The following is a 16,719-nucleotide window of genomic DNA, read 5'->3' as shown; positions in this document are numbered from 1 at the left end:
AACTCCCTACCACACCCCCCCCACCCCCCCCCCTAGCCTTTTTATAAATATAAAAACAGGCTGTGTTGTTGTTTTTCGGTCTAAACCCCCCCCACCACCGCATGTTCGTCGGCTGACTACCGGTTACCAGTGGAGGTTGACCGGGTCGCCGATGCTTACGTTGTCGTAGTACCACTCTGCGTCACCGGGGGCCAGGTTGATGCAGCCGTGGCTGACATTGGAGTTGCCCTGGGAATCCACCGACCAGGGGGCCGAGTGGACGTAAACGCCTCCCCAGGTGAGCCTTTCGGCGAATTCGCCCTGGATGAGATAGCCCTGGGGGCTGCTCAAGGGGATGCCGATGGTGCGGGAGTCGAAGGTGACCGTGCGCTCCCGGGACAGGACCGGATAGTTGCCGGTCGGGGTTTCCCAGCCGGACTTGCCGAAGGACGCGGGCATGGTGCGTACCGCATTACCGCCCATGAACACCGTGAAGGTGTGTGCCGACATATCCCCGTCGGCCGTGACGCCGCCATTCGTATCGAATTGAGTGTGCAGGCGACCCACCGACACCGTGATTGGCGAGGAGGTGGGTAGGTAGCCGGACGGCGACCATGTCAGTTGCCGATCGTCTACCCAGGAGAAGTGCCCGGCCAAGGTGGTTCCGGCGCGAATGTCGACGGCTCTCTCCGCTAGAGCTCGGTCGGCGACCGGCTTCGCGAATTGCACGTTGACCGGTGCGGCGATACCCACCACCTGGCCCGGCCCCGGCGAAATCGCCTGCACCGCCGGGAGATTTGGCGTCACGAGTACCGCACCCGCGGCTCCGGACCCGAACGCGGTCGCTGCCGCGATCACGGTTGCGACGAACAGATAGCGAATCGCTTTCCGCATGGTGTCCATTCCCTTCGAGAGGGGTGTGGTCCTGAGGTCTCAGACTATGGCCAAGTGATCAGTGCCATCCGGAAATGTTCCCGCTTCGTAACCTTCGTCCCGGCGTGGGCGATTCGCGCAGTGCCTTTGACCTGGTAATGAGCCGGTTAGGGTGGCACATAACGAACCGGGCCCCGTTCCGTGATGGAACGGGGCCCGGGACAGTCGGACTCGGGTTTGCGGCTCAGCGCGTGATGGCGGCGACCACGTCGGCGTGCAGGGCATCGGCGCGGGCGATGACCTCGTCGATCTGGGTGAGCACGGGAGCGAACTCCGCTTCCGAGCCCGGACCCAGGGAGGCCACATTGATGGCGATATTGAGCTGCGAGCTGGCGGCCGCGGCGCGGGCGCAATCGGCGGCGGCACCGATATCGGTCACCACATTGGGGTTGCCGATGGGCAGGAGTTCGCTTGCGAGGGAGACGATCTCGTCGGCCTCGGCGACCACGGCGGCGGGCACCCGGGCCGCGCCCAGCAGCGCGCCGGTAATGGCCTCGGTGCGGGCGGCCTGCTGCTCCTCGGTGTCCTTGGCCATCTTGTAGGCATTGCCGACCGCGGTGAAGGCGGCGGCATCGGCGTCGGCCAGTGCGAGGGAGCGTTCGCGGGCGGAATCGGCGGCGAGGATGATGCGGTCGATGACCGGGCGGTTGTCGGCATCCTTGGCGCGGGTGGTGTAGCGCGCGACCATGGCCACGAGTGCCGCACCCTGCGCGGCGTGCAGGGCGGCGACCGCGCCGCCGCCGGGGGCGGGCACCTTGGCGGCCAGCTCATCCAGGTACCCCTGCAAGGTCGAGCCACCGAACGTGGTGGTGATTGCCTGCGCGGCATCCTGAGTCATGAGTAATGGCCTCCCTTGGGATAGCTGGGGATTCGAGCGATGTCCGCCAACCACCGTACCGGCCGGGCATGCCGCGATCGGCGCTGGCCCGGCATGGCGAGCCGAGCCCGCGGCTGCGATGAGCCGTGCCCGTTGCTGCGATGAATCGTGCCCGCCGCCGCGATGAGCCGTGCCCGTTGCTGCGATGAATCGTGCCCGCCGCCGCGATGAGCCGTGCCCGTTGCTGCGATGAGCCGAGTCGCTCGCCGCGATGCGCCGACCGCTGCGTTAACCCGGATTCGCACTCGGTAAGGTCCGGGTCATGCGTATCGGATTGTCGATCAATTACACCGACGGCTTCAAAGAGGTGGCTGCGGAGGTCGCCGACCTCGAACGGGCCGGACTCGACATCGTGTTCGTGCCGGAGGCGTACTCGTTCGACGCGGTGAGCGCGCTCGGCTACCTGGCCGCCAAGACCGAACGGGTCCAGCTGGCCTCGGGCATCATGCAGCTCTACACCCGCACGCCCACGCTGACGGCCATGACCGCCGCGGGCCTGGACTATGTCTCAGACGGCCGGTTCATCCTGGGCTTGGGCGCGTCCGGCCCGCAGGTGATCGAGGGCTTCCACGGCGTGCCCTACGACGCGCCGATCGGCCGCACCCGTGAGGCCCTGGAGATCTGCCGCAAGGTGTGGCGGCGTGAGCGCCTGGAATACCAGGGCAAGTACTACACCATCCCGCTGCCCGAGGGGCAGGGCACCGGTCTGGGCAAGTCGCTCAAGCTGATCAATCATCCGGTGCGCGAGAACATTCCGGTGCTCCTGGCCGCGCTCGGCCCCAAGAATGTCGAGCTGGCCGCCGAGCTCGCCGAGGGCTGGCAGCCGATCTTCTTCCTGCCGGAGAAGGCCGACGACATCTGGGGTCAGTCGGTGAAAGCCGGTCTGGCCAAGCGTGATCCGTCGCTGGGCAATCTCGAGGTCTTCGCCGGTCCGGCGCTGGCCATCGGCGACAATGTGGAGCCGCTGCGCGAATTCGTGAAGCCGCACCTGGCGCTGTACATCGGCGGCATGGGGGCCAAGGGCAAGAACTTCTATCACACGCTCGCCACCAAGTACGGCTATGGCGCCGAGGCCGATCGTATTCAGGAGCTGTTCCTGGCGGGCAAAAAAGATGAGGCCGCCAAGGTGGTTCCGGACGATCTGGTCCGTGATATCTGCCTGATCGGTTCGGCGGGCTTCGTGAAGGAGCGGGTCGCGGCGTTCGCCGAGGCCGGTGTCACGGCGCTGAATGTGGTGCCGCTGGCGGGGTCCGCGGCCGAGCGCGTGAAGCTGGTCGAGCAGCTCCGCGAAATCTGCGACCAGTAGATCGGTAAGGCGGGGCCGCCTCGGCGTCACAGCCGAGGCGGCCCGTGGGCCGCACGCACGTCGCGGGAAGCGGCGTGCGCACCTGGCCCGGTTTGTCTAATTCAGTGCCGCGTCCAATTCAGTTCCCGCGCAGCGAAGCCAGGGCTTCGTCAAGGGTCGTATGCAGCGCGAACACCTGATCCAGACTGGTCACCTTCAATTGCCGGCTGGTCGCTGGGCCGTCGGCCACCACGGCAATGCGAGTGTCCCCCGCGCGCTGGTGTGCGCCGACGAGAACCGCCATGCCCGCCGAGGCGAGGAAGCTCACGGCCGAGAGATCGATGACGAGTGCGGCGGGTTTGCCGCCCAGCGTCGCGTCGATCGCGTTCTCCAGTGCGGGGGCGGTCGCCAGGTCGACGTCACCGGCCACCGTGAGCACCGTGGCCTCGTCACGCTCGGTGACCGAGGTGGTCATCGTGTCGGCGGAGGGATAGCCGTCTCCGGAAGTATTGGTCACGTTGGTTAAATCTGCCATGATCCGTCCGTTCGTGCTGCATCGTCTGCCAAAACTACCCGCCGAAGGTGTGTCGGCAGGCCGTGATTCACATACGCCCGGCCGCCGAGAATGAAACGGCCGGCAGTCGCACCGACATGCGTACCCGGGTGCCGGGTCCGGAATGGTCGATGTCGAGCTGGTCTGTCAGGGCCCGCATCATGGCGATGCCGCGGCCACGGTGCCCGGGGTCGGCGGGCAGTGGCCGCCACGCTCCCGCATCGGCCACCTCTATGGAGAGGGTGTCCAGTCCGCATTCGGCGGTGAGCACCACGCGGCCCGGCTCACTGCCGAGATAGGCGTGCTCGATGCTATTGCTGCACGCCTCGTTCGCGGCCGCGACCAGATCCACGGCGGTATCGTGCGGCACCGCGGCCGCCGCCAGCCAGCCGCGGAACGCGCGCCGCAGCCCCGAGAGCTGACTCGCCTGCGCGGGTACATCCAGCCGCAGCGGCTTGGGTGGCTGGCGGTACACGACCATGGCCACGTCATCGTCGTAGCCGCCCTCGGGCCGCAATCGCGACAGTACCGAATCGGCGACCTCGCGCGGCAATAGCCCTGCCAGGCCGGTCAATTCGTCGGCGAGCTCCACGAATCGCTCGCTGATATCGACGCCGCGCTGCTCGACCAATCCGTCGGTGAACAACACCAGGGTCGACCCCGGCGCGAGGGCGGTGGTGGCCTCCGGCCTGCGCGGCGGATCGAAGGTCGCGAGCGGGACCGCCCGCCCGCCCTCGAGAAGTCTTCCGCCCGTACCGGGTTCGGCCAGCACCGGCGGCATATGGCCCGCGCTGGAGTACCGCACCAGCCCGCGCTCGGGATCCAGAATGGCCGCGCACACCGTGGTGCACATGGCCCCGGGAATCCGCGCCGCGACCTTATCGAGTTCGGAGAGCAGCTGTGCCGGACCCGCTCCGCGCAGCAGCAATGCGCGTGCGGCGGTGCGCAATTGCCCCATCACCACGGCCGCGGACAGGCCTCGTCCCACGCAGTCGCCGACCACGATGCCGATGGTGCCACCCTCGAGGCGCACCACGTCGTACCAGTCGCCGCCGATTTCCAAAGGCGGCAAAGCGGGTTCGTAATGCACCGAGAACCGCGGCGGCAATTCGATCGGTCCGAGCATGGCCCGCTGCAAGGTCAGCGAGGTCGACCGTGCCTGATCGAAGTTCCGCGCCCGCTGCACCGCGAGACTCAAATGCCCGACCAGCAGCGAGAACAGCGCCCAATCCCCGGGAGTGATCGCGCGCGGCGCGGCGAACCGCAACCACAGCGCCGAATCCCCGGCCTCCCCGAGCGGTGCCACAATGCCCTCGGAGCTCGAAGCCCCCTCCGGAATCGCGAACATGGTTCGCCCGGGCCGCAATCGAGCCCGATCCAACAGCGCCCGCGCCCGCGCGTCGAGCACCTGCCGAGATTCGCGCCCGTCCTGGGGAATTCCCGAGCCGGGGGAACGGCCGCCCTGCCTGCCGCTGTCGTAGGAACCGCCGACGTCGTGTACCTCTATGCCGGGTTCACCGACGCCGTGGATTTCGCTGCCGCCGGTGCGTGCCCCCGGACTGGTCGACCTCGGGCCGTACGCGGAGGCCTCGAGGGTGGCGGGGAAGCTCGGAGTGTCCTCGGAGACATAGAGTTCCGGGCCGGTGTGGCGGTTGGGCCAGACCGAGACGACGGCGGCTTCCGCGCCCACCGCGCGGCGGAGTTCCTCCAGGCCCAGGTTGAGGACTTCGACGACGCTGGTGCCCGAGCCGACGGCGGTGGCCAGGCGGGAGACGGCTTGGTCGCGGGCCTGGGCGTCGTGTTCGGCGGTGACGTCGCGGATGGTACCGACGAAAATGCGTTCGCCGTTCTCGGGTTTCACCAGGGAGCTGGTGCTGACCGCGAGCCAGAGGCGGCGGCCGTCGCGATGACGGATGGGCATGACGAAGCGGGCCGCGTCGGTGCCGAGATCCGGATAGCGGGGGGCGTCCGGGGTGGTCCAGGGGTGGGGGAGCGGATAGGGGACGCCGTCGGGGCCGTAGCCGGTGAGCGCGCCGAAGGCGGAGTTGACCTCGACCAGGGTGCCGTCGGAGTCGACCACGAAGAAGCCGTCTTGCAGCGATTCCACCAGGGCCGCGCGGAAGGCGTCGCGCCCGGCGAGATCGTCTGCGCGGGAACGCTGTTGCTCATAGCGGCGGGTGCCGTCGAGGAAGCCGCGGGTGGCGACGTCCAGGGCGGCCATGGTTTGCAGCAGGAATTCGAGTGCCGCCTCGGCGCGGTCGGTGCCGTCCGGAATGGGCAGCAGCCCTTCCTGTTCGAGAATGCGGTAGTGGTGTTCGGTGAGGTCGAGAATGCTCACGCCCTCGACCAAGGCACGTCGCCCGAGCTCGTAGCCCTCGGCCAGGGTGTTCTGGTTGGGTGCGCGCAGATGCAGCCGCAGCGCGCTCGCATATGCGTCGCGAAATGCCGCCAGCACGGCACTCATGCTGTAGTGCCTGCTTCGCGCGTCTTGGGGTCGATCGGCCGATGCGTGGGAATGCCGGTGGGGCCGTGCGCCGGTGGGATGATCGGGCTCTTGGCGGGGGTGGCCGGATGGCTCGACGGTGCGTGGGTGGCGTGCTGTACCTGGCTGATGTGATGGCTGTGGCTGGTGTGCCCGCGATGCCGGGCCGCCAGTACCAGCGCGTCGTCGGTGTCCTTGGCGTGCCGGGCCAGGATGTCGGCGGTGATCTCGGAAGTCGGCTTGGCCAAATCGATTCCGTCGGCGTAGTCGGTGGTGATGCCGTCGGTGGACATGAGCAGCAGATCGCCGGGCCGCACCGCAACGGTTTGCGATTGCAGGTTCGGGGGGAGCAGATAGCCGACTATGCCGCCGGTCAGCAGGGCGGTGGCGCGGATGGCCGGTTTGCCGGGAGCCGCTGCGACGACGCGGGATTCGACATTGCCGACACCCAGCCAGGTGAGCTTGTCACCGGAGTCGAACAGCGCCAGCGATACCGCCGCACCGCGGGTGTCGGCCATGGCGCGATGGCATAGCAGCATGAGCACGTCGAGGGGTTCGGCGCGATTCTCGGCCAGCACCTGGGCCGCGCGATCGGAGGCGTCGGCCGCCGCGGCACCGTGCCCGAGTCCGTCCAGGACCGCGAAAAGCACTGAGCCGCCGCCCGCGTCGAGGATTACCGACCGGTCACCCGACACCCGCTGTCCGGGCAGTGCGCGTCCGGCCACGGCCCATTCCACCGCGCCGATGAAACCGTCCTCACGCACCGGAGGGCACCCACTTCCACATTTCCACGAGGGTCCCCTGCCCCGGGGTGGAGTCGATGACCATCCCGTCCATGAGCCGTCGCGCGCCCGGAAGGCCGAGTCCCAGACCACGTCCGGTGGAGTAGCCGTCCTCCATGGCCCGGTCGATATCGAGGATTCCCGGGCCCTGGTCCTGGGCCTGCACCACCATCGAGCGGCGGCCCTCCCGATCCTGCACGGTCAGCCGGACCTCGCCGGTTCCGGCGTAGCTGGTGATATTTCGCGCCACTTCCGAGATGGCGGTCGCGATCATGGTGCGATCGGAAAGCGAGAACCCGAGTTTGCTTGCCAACTCCAGCCCCGCTTGCCGAGCGGTCACGATGTCATTGGACACCTTTACCGCGATCACCACGTTCTCAGCGGCCACGATCACGACCGTCTCGTTGCCGGCGGGGTATTTGGCGGTTGAGCCAGGCCAGGCCTTCTTCGAGATCGAGCGCGGTGTGCATATCCTCGAACGTGAGCCCCAGTTGCACCATGGCGAACGCGACTTCGGGTTGCAGGCCGACAATGACCGTTTCCGCGCCGCGAAGCTTGGTCATATGGGCGATGGTACGCAGCGATCTAGCGGCGAATGAGTCCATTACGTCGATTGCCGTCAGATCGACGATGATCCCCTGTGCCCGATATTTGCTGACGTACTTCATCAGATCGTCTTGCAGGCGTTCGGTATCCGCATCGGTCAGCGCTGATTGCACCGACGCGATGAGATAGGTGCCCTGTTTCAGAATGGGTACCGGCATAGCCCGACCCCGGGTTACCGTCCGCCGTCGCGGTCACGGTCTGCGGTGACACGGGAGACCTCGTAGCCGAGCAGACGCTCAGCCTCTTCGATGCCGCCCTGAAGGTCACCGACCGCGTTCATCTTCGACAGGTCCAGGCCGATGGTCACCAGCGTGAGCGCGATCTCCGACGACAGACCGGTGATGATGACGTTCGCGCCCATGAGGCCGGAGGCGTCGACGGTCTGCACCAGGTGGTTGGCGACCGTGGAGTCGATCGCGGGGACACCGGTGATATCGATGACGACGACCTTGGCGCGATTGGCGCGAATCGCACGCAGCAGCTGTTCGGTCAACTGCCTCGCACGCTGCGAGTCGAGCACACCGATGATGGGCAGAATCAGCAGCTGCTCGCGCACCTGCAGCACAGGCGTGGACAGCTCGCGAATCGCCTCCTGCTGCTGGCGAATAACGCGCTCGCGCTCCTGCACGAAGGACACGCCCACGGTATTGGCGATGCGGTTCGCGGCCGGTTCGTAGGCGTCGAGCACCTGGTTCAGCAGTTCGAAATCCGCTTGGTATTTCTCGAACAGCGAGCGCGCCAGCACATCTCGCAGCAGCAGCACGATGCCGAGGACCTCGTCGGTCTCGACGCCTCGGGGGATGATTCGTTCGGACAGGTCGCGCGCATAGGCCTGCAACGCCTCGACGCTACCGGTCTCCAGCACCTCGACGTAGTTGTCGAAGATGGAGGTGGCTTCGGAGAAGATCTCCTCCGGGGTCATCGCGGTGAGCAACTGGGCATCGGTAATGCGACGTGCCCACTCCTCGCGCAGTTCGGTGCGGTTCTGCCGCAGGTGTTCGACCAGCTGCGGGAGCAGGTTGTCGACGGAACCCGCAGGCAGCGAGTCTGTCGAGAGGCCGATGGACACGTCGGACATGAAAACTCCTGCCCCTTTCGTAAGGCCAGGTCGGATACTCACTGACTCGGTCGATTGCCGACCGTGCGCTCGGTGCCGACCGCCGTCGGAAGCCGGTGCCGAGCCTAGTCTTACCCAGTACCCCGTGTACTCCAAACCAAACTCCGGACAGTGGGGATTTGCTTCATGACGCGTGCTCGTTGCCGGTCGCCGGTCTTCGGTGATGGGCCAGCAATGTGTCGTAGATATCAGCCAGGGCGGTGAGCTGACCGGGGTCCAGGACGTCGATCATGTGGCGTCGGACACTGTCCACGTGGGCGGGAGCAGCACCATCGAGGACCTGCGCGCCCTTCTCGGTGAGGACGGCGGCGGTGCGCCGGGCATCGTCCGGAATCGATTCGCGCGCTACCAGTCCGCGCTTCTCCATGCGGGTGATCTGATGCGATAGCCGACTCTGCGACCACTCCAGCACCGCCGCCAATTCGGCGAAACTGCGCCGATGGTCGGGCGCGTCGGCCAGGCGTGCGAGCACCGTGTATTCGACGTAAGTGAGGTTGGATTCGCGCAGGGAGTCGCGTCCGACCGCTGCGGCGATCAGGTCGCGGGTGAAGACGTATCCCAGCCAGGCTCGCATCTCGACATCATCGAGCCAACGGGTATCGGTCACAGTTCCACTCCCGGGTTCTGATGCCATGCTAGATCCTCCCCGCCGCCACTGTGCTTATTGAGAACGACAAGCACCTCATGAGACAGGTAACACCGCCCGGGTTGAAGGTGCAACCTGTGCCGGTTCACACAACTTCGTCGCCGATTCGCACAAAACTCGCCCGCGGCATCCGCGAATAAGGCTTGCCTGCCCGTAGGAGGTGTGCGAGTGCTCGATAGAGTCCTTCTGCTTGAACCAATGGCTGACAAGCCCCAGCCCTGCTCGAGGAGTGCGATTCGTGACCGCGCCTGACTTCCTGTACTCGGATCTGCTGCCGATCGGCGCGGACGAGACCCCGTATCGGCTGCTCACCACCGAAGGTGTCAGCACGTTCGAGGTTGGGGGGCGGACGTTCCTGCAAGTCGAGCCCGAGGTGCTGCGCATGCTGACCGCGGAGGCGATGCATGACATCAGCCATTACCTGCGGCCCGCGCATCTGGCGCAGCTTCGCAAGATCATCGATGATCCGGAGTCGAGCGGTAATGACCGGTTCGTGGCGCTGGATCTGCTGAAGAACGTGAATATCTCGGCGGGTGGGATTCTGCCCATGTGCCAGGACACCGGTACCGCCATCGTGATGGGTAAGAAGTCCGAGGGTGTGCTCACCGGGGCGGATGACGCCGAGTGGATCTCGCGGGGTGTGTTCGACGCGTACACCAAGTTGAACCTGCGGTATTCGCAGCTCGCGCCCATCAACATGTGGGATGAGAAGAACACCGGGTCGAATCTGCCCGCGCAGGTCGAGTTGTACTCCACCGCAGGCGATCCCGCCACGCCGTCCTACAAGTTCCTGTACATGGCCAAGGGTGGCGGGTCGGCGAACAAGTCGTTCCTGTTCCAGGAGACCAAGGCCATCCTGAACCCCGATCGGATGCTCGAGTTCCTGGACGAGAAGATCCGCTCGCTGGGTACCGCGGCCTGCCCGCCGTACCACCTCGCGGTCGTGATCGGCGGCACCAGTGCCGAATTCGCTTTGAAGACGGCCAAATACGCGTCCGCGCACTACCTGGACAATATGCCGACCGAGGGCTCCATGGCCGCGCACGGATTCCGGGATCTGGAGTTGGAGGAGCAGGTCTTCAAGCTGACCCAGTCCTTCGGCATCGGTGCGCAGTTCGGTGGCAAGTACTTCTGCCATGACGTACGCGTGATTCGTCTGCCGCGGCACGGGGCCTCGCTGCCGGTCGCCATCGCGGTGTCCTGCTCGGCCGACCGCCAGGCGCTGGCCAAGATCACCCCCGAGGGCGTGTTCCTGGAGCAGCTGGAACGCGAACCGGCGCACTACCTTCCGGAGCAGACCGACTCCATTCTGGGCGGCGACGTGGTCAAGATCGACCTCAACCGGCCGATGTCGGAGATCCGCGACGAGCTATCGAAATACCCTGTGAAGACCCGGCTTTCGCTGACCGGCCCGCTGGTCGTGGCGCGCGACATCGCGCACGCCAAGATCAAGGAGCGCCTGGACGCGGGCGAGCCCATGCCGCAGTACATGCGGGATATGGCCGTCTACTACGCCGGGCCCGCCAAGACCCCCGACGGCTACGCCTCCGGTTCCTTCGGACCCACCACCGCCGGGCGCATGGACTCCTACGTGGACCAGTTCCAGGCCGCGGGCGGCTCGCACATCATGCTGGCCAAGGGCAATCGCTCCGCCCAGGTCACCAAGGCGTGCAAGGAACACGGCGGTTTCTACCTCGGCTCCATCGGCGGCCCCGCCGCGCGACTCGCCCTGGACTGCATCAAATCCGTCGAGGTGCTCGAATACCCTGAGCTCGGCATGGAAGCGGTCTGGAAGATCGAGGTCGAGGACTTCCCGGCCTTCATCGTCGTCGACGACAAGGGCAATGACTTCTTCGCCGAAACCTCGAAGCCCATCGCCCTGCGCGTGCGCGAACGCTCTAAGGAACGAGTCTGATTCGGGAGGCGGAGTGATGCGGGTCGTCCGGCAAGCTGCCGCGATCGCAGTGCTGGCGAGTGCCGGACTGACGGGGGCCGCGGTGGCCGACGCCGCGGCGGAAACGGGCGTGCCTTCCGCTGCCGCGATCTCTTCGGGCACCGACGGTCTGGACTCCCGGCTGGCGGCGGCTTACGCACAGGCTGCTGATGAGGCGCATGCGCAGGGTGTGCAGCTGTGGATTACGTCCGGATACCGCACGCCCGGGGAGCAGGAGTGGCTGTGGGAGGACGGGATTGCCACCTATGGCAGCCCGGAGGCGGCTCGCCGGTGGGTGCTGCCGCCGTCGGAGTCCACCCACGTGTCCGGTCAGGCCATCGATGTGGGCCCACAGGAGGGTGCGCAATGGCTGGAGGACAACGGGAATCGCTGGGGGCTGTGCCGCATGTACGACAACGAATGGTGGCATTTCGAGGTGGCGACGCGCCCCGGCGGAGCCTGCCCCGCGCGGCTACCCGATGCGAGTCAGCGCTGACGAAACTCGTCCGCTAGCTCATCGGAGGCGGCGCCGAGCGCAATCACGTTGTGCTGGGGGGCTTTCCGAGGGTAGGGGAGGGGCGTCGGGTTGTGGGCAAATGTCCAGTTCTTGGGGTGGGTCGCGCCTCGCCGACAGACCGGTATGTCTGTTCATTGTTGCCCCGAATGCCGGTCTTGTTGGGCATACTTTGTAGCCGGTGCACGCCGCTGAGATCCGACCGGACACCCCGTTGTCCGCTCATTCGCCGCTGTGCGCACGCCTCGGATTCGGCATTGTGGGTTTCGGCATCTTTCTAGCTACGGAGGCATTGGGTGGTTGGGCAAGGCAGGCATCAGCGTTCGGATCACGGCACCATCGCCCGGCAACGCCCACCGGTCCGCATCGCCCGCCCCGCCCACCGCCGCCCCACCCGCGAAGCCGTCTTCTCCGCCGGTTGGCTCCTCATGGAACTTCCCACCGCCGTCCTGTTGGCCGTCTTCGTGGGCACCGGCTGGCTCGGCTACGTCCAGCACTCCGGCACCCCCGCCCAACCCCGCCCGGCCGTCGTCGTTCCGGTCGACCAGCCGGGAGCCCGCTGACCCGGATTCCGGTCCGGAAAACCGGCGAGCGACGGCGATCAGGTGATTTGTGCGGATTGCACTGCTGCGCAGTGCCATTGATGCCCGCGCCGCACCTACCTTGCGAGCATGACGAACATGTACGAACAGATCGGCGGCGCACCGGCGGTCACCACCGTGGTCGACGACTTCTATCGCCGGATCATGGCCGATACCGAACTCGCCTGGTTCTTCGCCGAGGTCGACCTGACTCGACTGAAAGCGCTTCAGGTCGAGTATTTTTCGATGCTCCTGGGCGGCCCCGCCGAGTACACCGGCAAACCATTGCGACAAGCGCATAGAGGTCTCGGCATCACCATGACCCATTTCAACCGGGTGGCGGCACATCTCGCCGAAGCCCTGGACGCGGCGGGCGTGCCGCAGCACCTGATCGTGCTGATCCTCTCGGAGATCGTGCGCCTGGCCGATGAGATCGTCGCCGAAGGCGCACGGGCGGCACAGTGAACCGGACTCCTCAGCCGCACAGGGAGGGGAGTTCGTGGTCGGGGAGGTGGGCGGTGAGGCGGGTGGCGATGGTGGATTCGCCTAGGGCGCAGATGCGCTGGGCCGCATGGCCGATGTCGAGATCCAAGACACGCAGGATGCCATCGTCCCCGCCCGCGAACAAGTAATCGGCCTTCGGGTGGAAGGCGACCTCCCATTGCGTCGAGCTGGGCGGGGTGATCGACTGGCCGCGCGCCCTCGGATGCGCGGGGTCGGAGAAGTCGAGCAATCGCACTGTGGAATCCATACCGCCGACCGCGAGAGTGCGTCCTGTGCGGTCGATGGCCACCGAGGCGACCGCATTGTCGTTGACCGAGACAGGATCCCCCAGCGGGAAGATCTGGTGCGGATCACTGATGTTCCACACCTGTACGGTCGCGTTCTTCCATCCGGTGACGGCCGACTGATGGTCGGGGCTGACCGCGATTCCATGCAAGTCCCCGACCGCGTCGAGTTCGACGCTCCCGAATGTGGTGGGCACTCCCTGCGGCGGGATCTCGAAGACTGTCAGCTGGTCGGTCAATCCCGCGAGGACCCGCCCATCCGAGCTGGACGTCACCGCGAGGCCGGTCCCGAACAGCTTCGCGCTGTAGGGAATTGCAAGACTGCCGAGCTTTACCGGCGTGACCGGATCGGAGTAGTCCCACACTGAAAGGAACGGGGGCATGCTGGCGTAGACCGCCGCCACCGCCGAGCGATCGCGCGCGAATCCGGCGCCGATCGCATCCTGAAACCGGTGTACCACTACCGGTTTGCCCGGATCGGATATGTCGACGAGCGACATCACATTGTCGATGATCAAAGCCGCGAATCGGCCGTCGTAGCTGATGCTCGGAAAAGTCGGGATCGGGATGGCTGTCGTTTGGTAGTCGGGTTTCGTTATGGTGCCGACCAGTTTTACCGCCGCTGGATCATGGATATCCCAGATGTGCGCGTCTGCTCCGGCCGCAAAGGTCAGCATCCGGCTACCGTCGGCGCTGATTGCCAGTGGCAGTTGCTGTCCGGCCTGTCCGGCGAGCAGCGCCCGCGACAGTGCCCACTGCTGTATCGACCCGCCCGCAAGAAAGGCGGACAGCTGACGGCCGTCGGGACTGAAGCGAAGCCCAGTCGATATTGGCGAGCAGTCGCGATTGTCGGGTACAGCGGGGCAGGCGACGGAATTTCCGCCCAGCGCCGTACCTAGCACCGTCGGATGGGTGAGGTCGGCCAGATTCCATAATGTGGTGCTGTACTGGGTCATTGTCGCAAGCATCAGTCCATCCGGACTCATCTGTAACCCTTGCAGATGGAAGCCAGGAGCCACTGGAAACGCCGGTGCTATCGGCGCCGCATTGTCGGCGTCGAGCCGCACGAATTGGATTGTGCTGTCCACCGATCCCGTGGAGCTGCCCTGAGACTTACTGTCGCCGATAATGATCAGTGGTTCGACCGGATCCATCGTCACCAGCATTGTGCCCGATGATCGTGCGAGCTCCTTGCTGTGCTCGGCTTTCCGATCGGGTCCGATGTTCCATCGCACTACCGTGTCTTCTCCCGCGAAAACGCCTATGACCCGCTCGCTGACTGTGATCAGCGCCTGGTCATGATTACCGAAGTACAGCCCGGTGACCTTTCCATCGATCGGAATACGGCTGTCCAGCGGTTTCGGCGTATCCGGATCGCTGATGTCCCAGAACGTGATTCCCCCGTCATGAACGGCCGCCAAGGTGCGCCCATCGGAGGAAACCGCCACCTTGCCGACCGGGCCGCCCGCGTCGATCGCATGGCGCAGTCGAGGCCGAGCTGGCGCGGAGACATCGCGGATTCGGACGGTGTGGTCCGCGCTGCCCGAAATCAGCAGTGTGCCATTGGCGACGATATTCGACAGTGCGTCGGTGTGATCGGTGATCGCGGATCCGACGGGGACGACAGTGCCCGGAGTACGGGGATCCCATAACCGGATGGCGTGATCGTTCCCACCGATTGCCAGTAGGCCATTGTCGAGGTAGGCCCCACCGATGATCCCGCCATTGTGATCGATGAAGGTCGTTGCCAGCGGGAGATTCTGGCTTACCAGCAAGCGCGATTCGGCGTCGCGGTTTCCGGGCTGGAGTCGATAGGCCAGCAGATCGAGTTGCGCCGAGAGCGTCGGATCGGTGTTCTGCAACCGGTCGGCCTCGCTCATGACGGTGGCGAAGAATCCAGCGGCCCGCTTCTGCTCGGCGACGGTCGAACTGATGTATCCGGCGAGGGCGGCCACCAGCAGCACGACCAGCGTGATCGCGAGCCCCGCCTGGACCTGGATGCGCTGGCGACGGGCACGCACCGCGGCGGAAAGGAATTCGCGGGCCTCCCTGGCCAGCGTTGGCCGCTGTTCCTCGGCCCGCGCCAGCCGGGTGCCGCGATACAACAGCGCCCGGCTGTGGTCGGCGGAAACCCATTCCGCCGCATCGGATTCGGCGCGCTGGCGGACCAGGTGGCCGTCGCGATCGTCGTCGATCCATTTGCGGAGTTCGGGCCAGGCGTCCAGCACGATTTCGTGGGTGAGGGTGGCGGTGTCGGCGTCGAGAATGATCAGTCGGGCGCGGGAGAGAGTTTCCAGGGCGGTGACGGCGGCGTCGGGATCGCTTGCGCGGGCGATGAGTTCGGCGGGTGGTACCTGGCGGCGGGTGTCGCGGGAGTCCTGGCCGACGGTGACCATGCTGAGCAGCATGTGTTTGGCCGCTTGCTGTTCGGCCCGGCCGAGGCTGTTCCAGGCGTCCTGGGCGGTCTTGGCGACCGATCCGGTGACGCCACCGGCGGCTCGGTAGCTGGCCACGGTGAGCCGGGCACCGTCGCGACGGTCCCAGGTGGCCTCCATGACGTGGGAGAGCAGGGGGAGGGTGCCGGAACCGTCGGGGCCGTCGCTATTGAGGCCGACCAGTTCGGTGATGATCAGTTCTGCCAGACCGTTTTCCAGCTTCAACCCGGCCGCCCGCGCGGGCTCGGTGATGGCCTCGGTCAGTTCGTTCTCATCCATGGGGCCGAGTACGAAGCTGCGTTGAGACAGGGCGGCGGTGAGTGCGGGGTACTCGAGGCAGCGCGCGAAGAAGTCGGCGCGGACCGCGAGAACCACGGTGATGCCCGCCTGTGCGCGCCGATCGAGTTCCTCGACGAATGCGCGCCGCTCCGGCTCGGATTCGCAGGTGGTGAACAGCTCCTCGAACTGATCGATGATCAGTGTTCGGCGGCTGGGGCCCGCCGCATCCGGTTCCTCGGTCGCACTCGGGATTTCGGGCAGGCTGGCGGTGGGCGTGGCACCCGGGGTGTAGACGTCGACCGTCCAGCCCGTGGCCAGGTTCGGAATCAGCCCGGCGGCGAGTATCGATGACTTCCCCGCACCGGACGCACCCAGCACGGCAATGATTCCGCCGCCACCGTCCGCGATCTCCCGCACCCGCTCGACAAGCTCCTCCGTCACCCGGCTGCGTCCGAAGAACAGTTCGGTGTCATCGGCCCGATAGGCCTCCAAACCCCGGTAGGGACACTGGGATCCGGGCGTCCACGACACGGCCTCGACCCACAGTTGCCGCCAATGATTCAGATTGAGCAGTTCGGGTGGGGCCTCACGCGCGCCCTTCCTGATCATCTCGATCAAGGCGAACAGCACCGGGCGCACCGAGTCGAACCGGGCGGGCAGGTTCCCGCCCGAGCGCCAATCGCTGATGCGCTGCACCGTAAGGGGTTTGGCTGCCGGTCCGCGGGTGGATTGAATAATGCGGTTCGCGGCGGCCGCAATGCTTTGTAGCGTGGGATTTCCCGCGTATTTCCACAGTCGGGTCAGGTTCTGTGCGAACACCTCGCGCGGTGATCGAGCCGCCCGCCGACCATCGGTTCCCTCGGGCATCGGGCCTCCCCACGCCGGTTTCCCCTGGGACACAGGTTATTTCCCGCCCCCCATCGGAGTAT

General features: G+C 66.2%; 15 protein-coding genes. 5 read left to right on the top strand and 10 right to left on the bottom strand.

Annotated elements, in window-relative coordinates:
- Positions 1-123: 123 nt before the first annotated feature.
- Positions 124-873, bottom strand: a complete 750-nt coding sequence (locus AB0N05_RS26700) for a L,D-transpeptidase (RefSeq protein WP_364698604.1) — start codon at positions 871-873, stop codon at positions 124-126.
- Between the two features lie 223 nt (positions 874-1,096).
- On the bottom strand, positions 1,097-1,750 hold the full coding sequence (locus AB0N05_RS26695) for a cyclodeaminase/cyclohydrolase family protein (protein ID WP_364698602.1): 654 nt from the start codon (positions 1,748-1,750) through the stop codon (positions 1,097-1,099).
- A gap of 301 nt (positions 1,751-2,051) precedes the next feature.
- On the opposite strand from AB0N05_RS26695, the gene AB0N05_RS26690 reads away from it, so the two are divergent.
- On the top strand, positions 2,052-3,095 hold the full coding sequence (locus AB0N05_RS26690) for an LLM class F420-dependent oxidoreductase (RefSeq protein WP_364698600.1): 1,044 nt from the start codon (positions 2,052-2,054) through the stop codon (positions 3,093-3,095).
- Positions 3,096-3,213: 118 nt separating this feature from the next.
- On the opposite strand, the gene AB0N05_RS26685 is transcribed toward AB0N05_RS26690, so the two are convergent.
- The 7 genes from AB0N05_RS26685 to AB0N05_RS26655 all read right to left on the bottom strand — a co-directional run bounded on the left by AB0N05_RS26685 (position 3,214) and on the right by AB0N05_RS26655 (position 9,221).
- Entirely contained in the window at positions 3,214-3,549 is a 336-nt protein-coding gene (locus AB0N05_RS26685) for an STAS domain-containing protein (protein WP_364699107.1), read from the bottom strand.
- A gap of 127 nt (positions 3,550-3,676) precedes the next feature.
- Positions 3,677-6,091, bottom strand: coding sequence for a SpoIIE family protein phosphatase (locus tag AB0N05_RS26680; protein WP_364698598.1), 2,415 nt, complete (start codon positions 6,089-6,091; stop codon positions 3,677-3,679).
- Positions 6,088-6,873, bottom strand: coding sequence for a SpoIIE family protein phosphatase (locus AB0N05_RS26675; protein ID WP_364698596.1), 786 nt, complete (start codon positions 6,871-6,873; stop codon positions 6,088-6,090). Before AB0N05_RS26675 ends, AB0N05_RS26680 begins: the two co-directional genes overlap by 4 nt.
- Positions 6,866-7,279, bottom strand: a complete 414-nt coding sequence (locus tag AB0N05_RS26670; RefSeq protein WP_364698594.1) for an ATP-binding protein — start codon at positions 7,277-7,279, stop codon at positions 6,866-6,868. Before AB0N05_RS26670 ends, AB0N05_RS26675 begins: the two co-directional genes overlap by 8 nt.
- Positions 7,269-7,655 carry an STAS domain-containing protein gene (locus AB0N05_RS26665; RefSeq protein WP_364698592.1) on the bottom strand — a complete coding sequence of 129 codons (387 nt, stop codon included), beginning with the start codon at positions 7,653-7,655 and terminating at the stop codon, positions 7,269-7,271. Before AB0N05_RS26665 ends, AB0N05_RS26670 begins: the two co-directional genes overlap by 11 nt.
- Before the next feature lie 14 nt (positions 7,656-7,669).
- Positions 7,670-8,575, bottom strand: a complete 906-nt coding sequence (locus AB0N05_RS26660; RefSeq protein ID WP_364698590.1) for an STAS domain-containing protein — start codon at positions 8,573-8,575, stop codon at positions 7,670-7,672.
- A 163-nt stretch (positions 8,576-8,738) separates the two neighbouring features.
- On the bottom strand, positions 8,739-9,221 hold the full coding sequence (locus tag AB0N05_RS26655) for a MarR family transcriptional regulator (RefSeq protein WP_364698588.1): 483 nt from the start codon (positions 9,219-9,221) through the stop codon (positions 8,739-8,741).
- Between the two features lie 277 nt (positions 9,222-9,498).
- Between AB0N05_RS26655 and AB0N05_RS26650 the strand changes: the two genes are divergently transcribed.
- The 4 genes from AB0N05_RS26650 to AB0N05_RS26635 all read left to right on the top strand — a co-directional run bounded on the left by AB0N05_RS26650 (position 9,499) and on the right by AB0N05_RS26635 (position 12,753).
- The gene (locus AB0N05_RS26650; protein WP_364698587.1) at positions 9,499-11,175 is read left to right on the top strand and encodes a fumarate hydratase; all 1,677 of its coding nucleotides are present in this window, start codon (positions 9,499-9,501) and stop codon (positions 11,173-11,175) included.
- A gap of 16 nt (positions 11,176-11,191) precedes the next feature.
- The gene (locus AB0N05_RS26645; RefSeq protein ID WP_364699105.1) at positions 11,192-11,689 is read left to right on the top strand and encodes a M15 family metallopeptidase; all 498 of its coding nucleotides are present in this window, start codon (positions 11,192-11,194) and stop codon (positions 11,687-11,689) included.
- Between the two features lie 314 nt (positions 11,690-12,003).
- Positions 12,004-12,270 carry a hypothetical protein gene (locus tag AB0N05_RS26640; RefSeq protein WP_364698586.1) on the top strand — a complete coding sequence of 89 codons (267 nt, stop codon included), beginning with the start codon at positions 12,004-12,006 and terminating at the stop codon, positions 12,268-12,270.
- Between the two features lie 108 nt (positions 12,271-12,378).
- On the top strand, positions 12,379-12,753 hold the full coding sequence (locus AB0N05_RS26635) for a group 1 truncated hemoglobin (RefSeq protein WP_364698585.1): 375 nt from the start codon (positions 12,379-12,381) through the stop codon (positions 12,751-12,753).
- A gap of 10 nt (positions 12,754-12,763) precedes the next feature.
- Here the strand turns inward: AB0N05_RS26635 and AB0N05_RS26630 are convergent, their stop codons facing one another.
- Complete coding sequence (locus AB0N05_RS26630; RefSeq protein ID WP_364698584.1) at positions 12,764-16,657, bottom strand: hypothetical protein; 3,894 nt, start codon at positions 16,655-16,657, stop codon at positions 12,764-12,766.
- Between the last annotated feature and the right edge of the window lie 62 nt (positions 16,658-16,719).

It is taken from the genome of Nocardia sp. NPDC051030 (assembly GCF_040683015.1).
Classification (GTDB): domain Bacteria; phylum Actinomycetota; class Actinomycetes; order Mycobacteriales; family Mycobacteriaceae; genus Nocardia.
The sequence above is the reverse complement of the archived record's forward strand: the minus strand, read 5'-3'. Positions and strand labels throughout refer to the sequence as shown.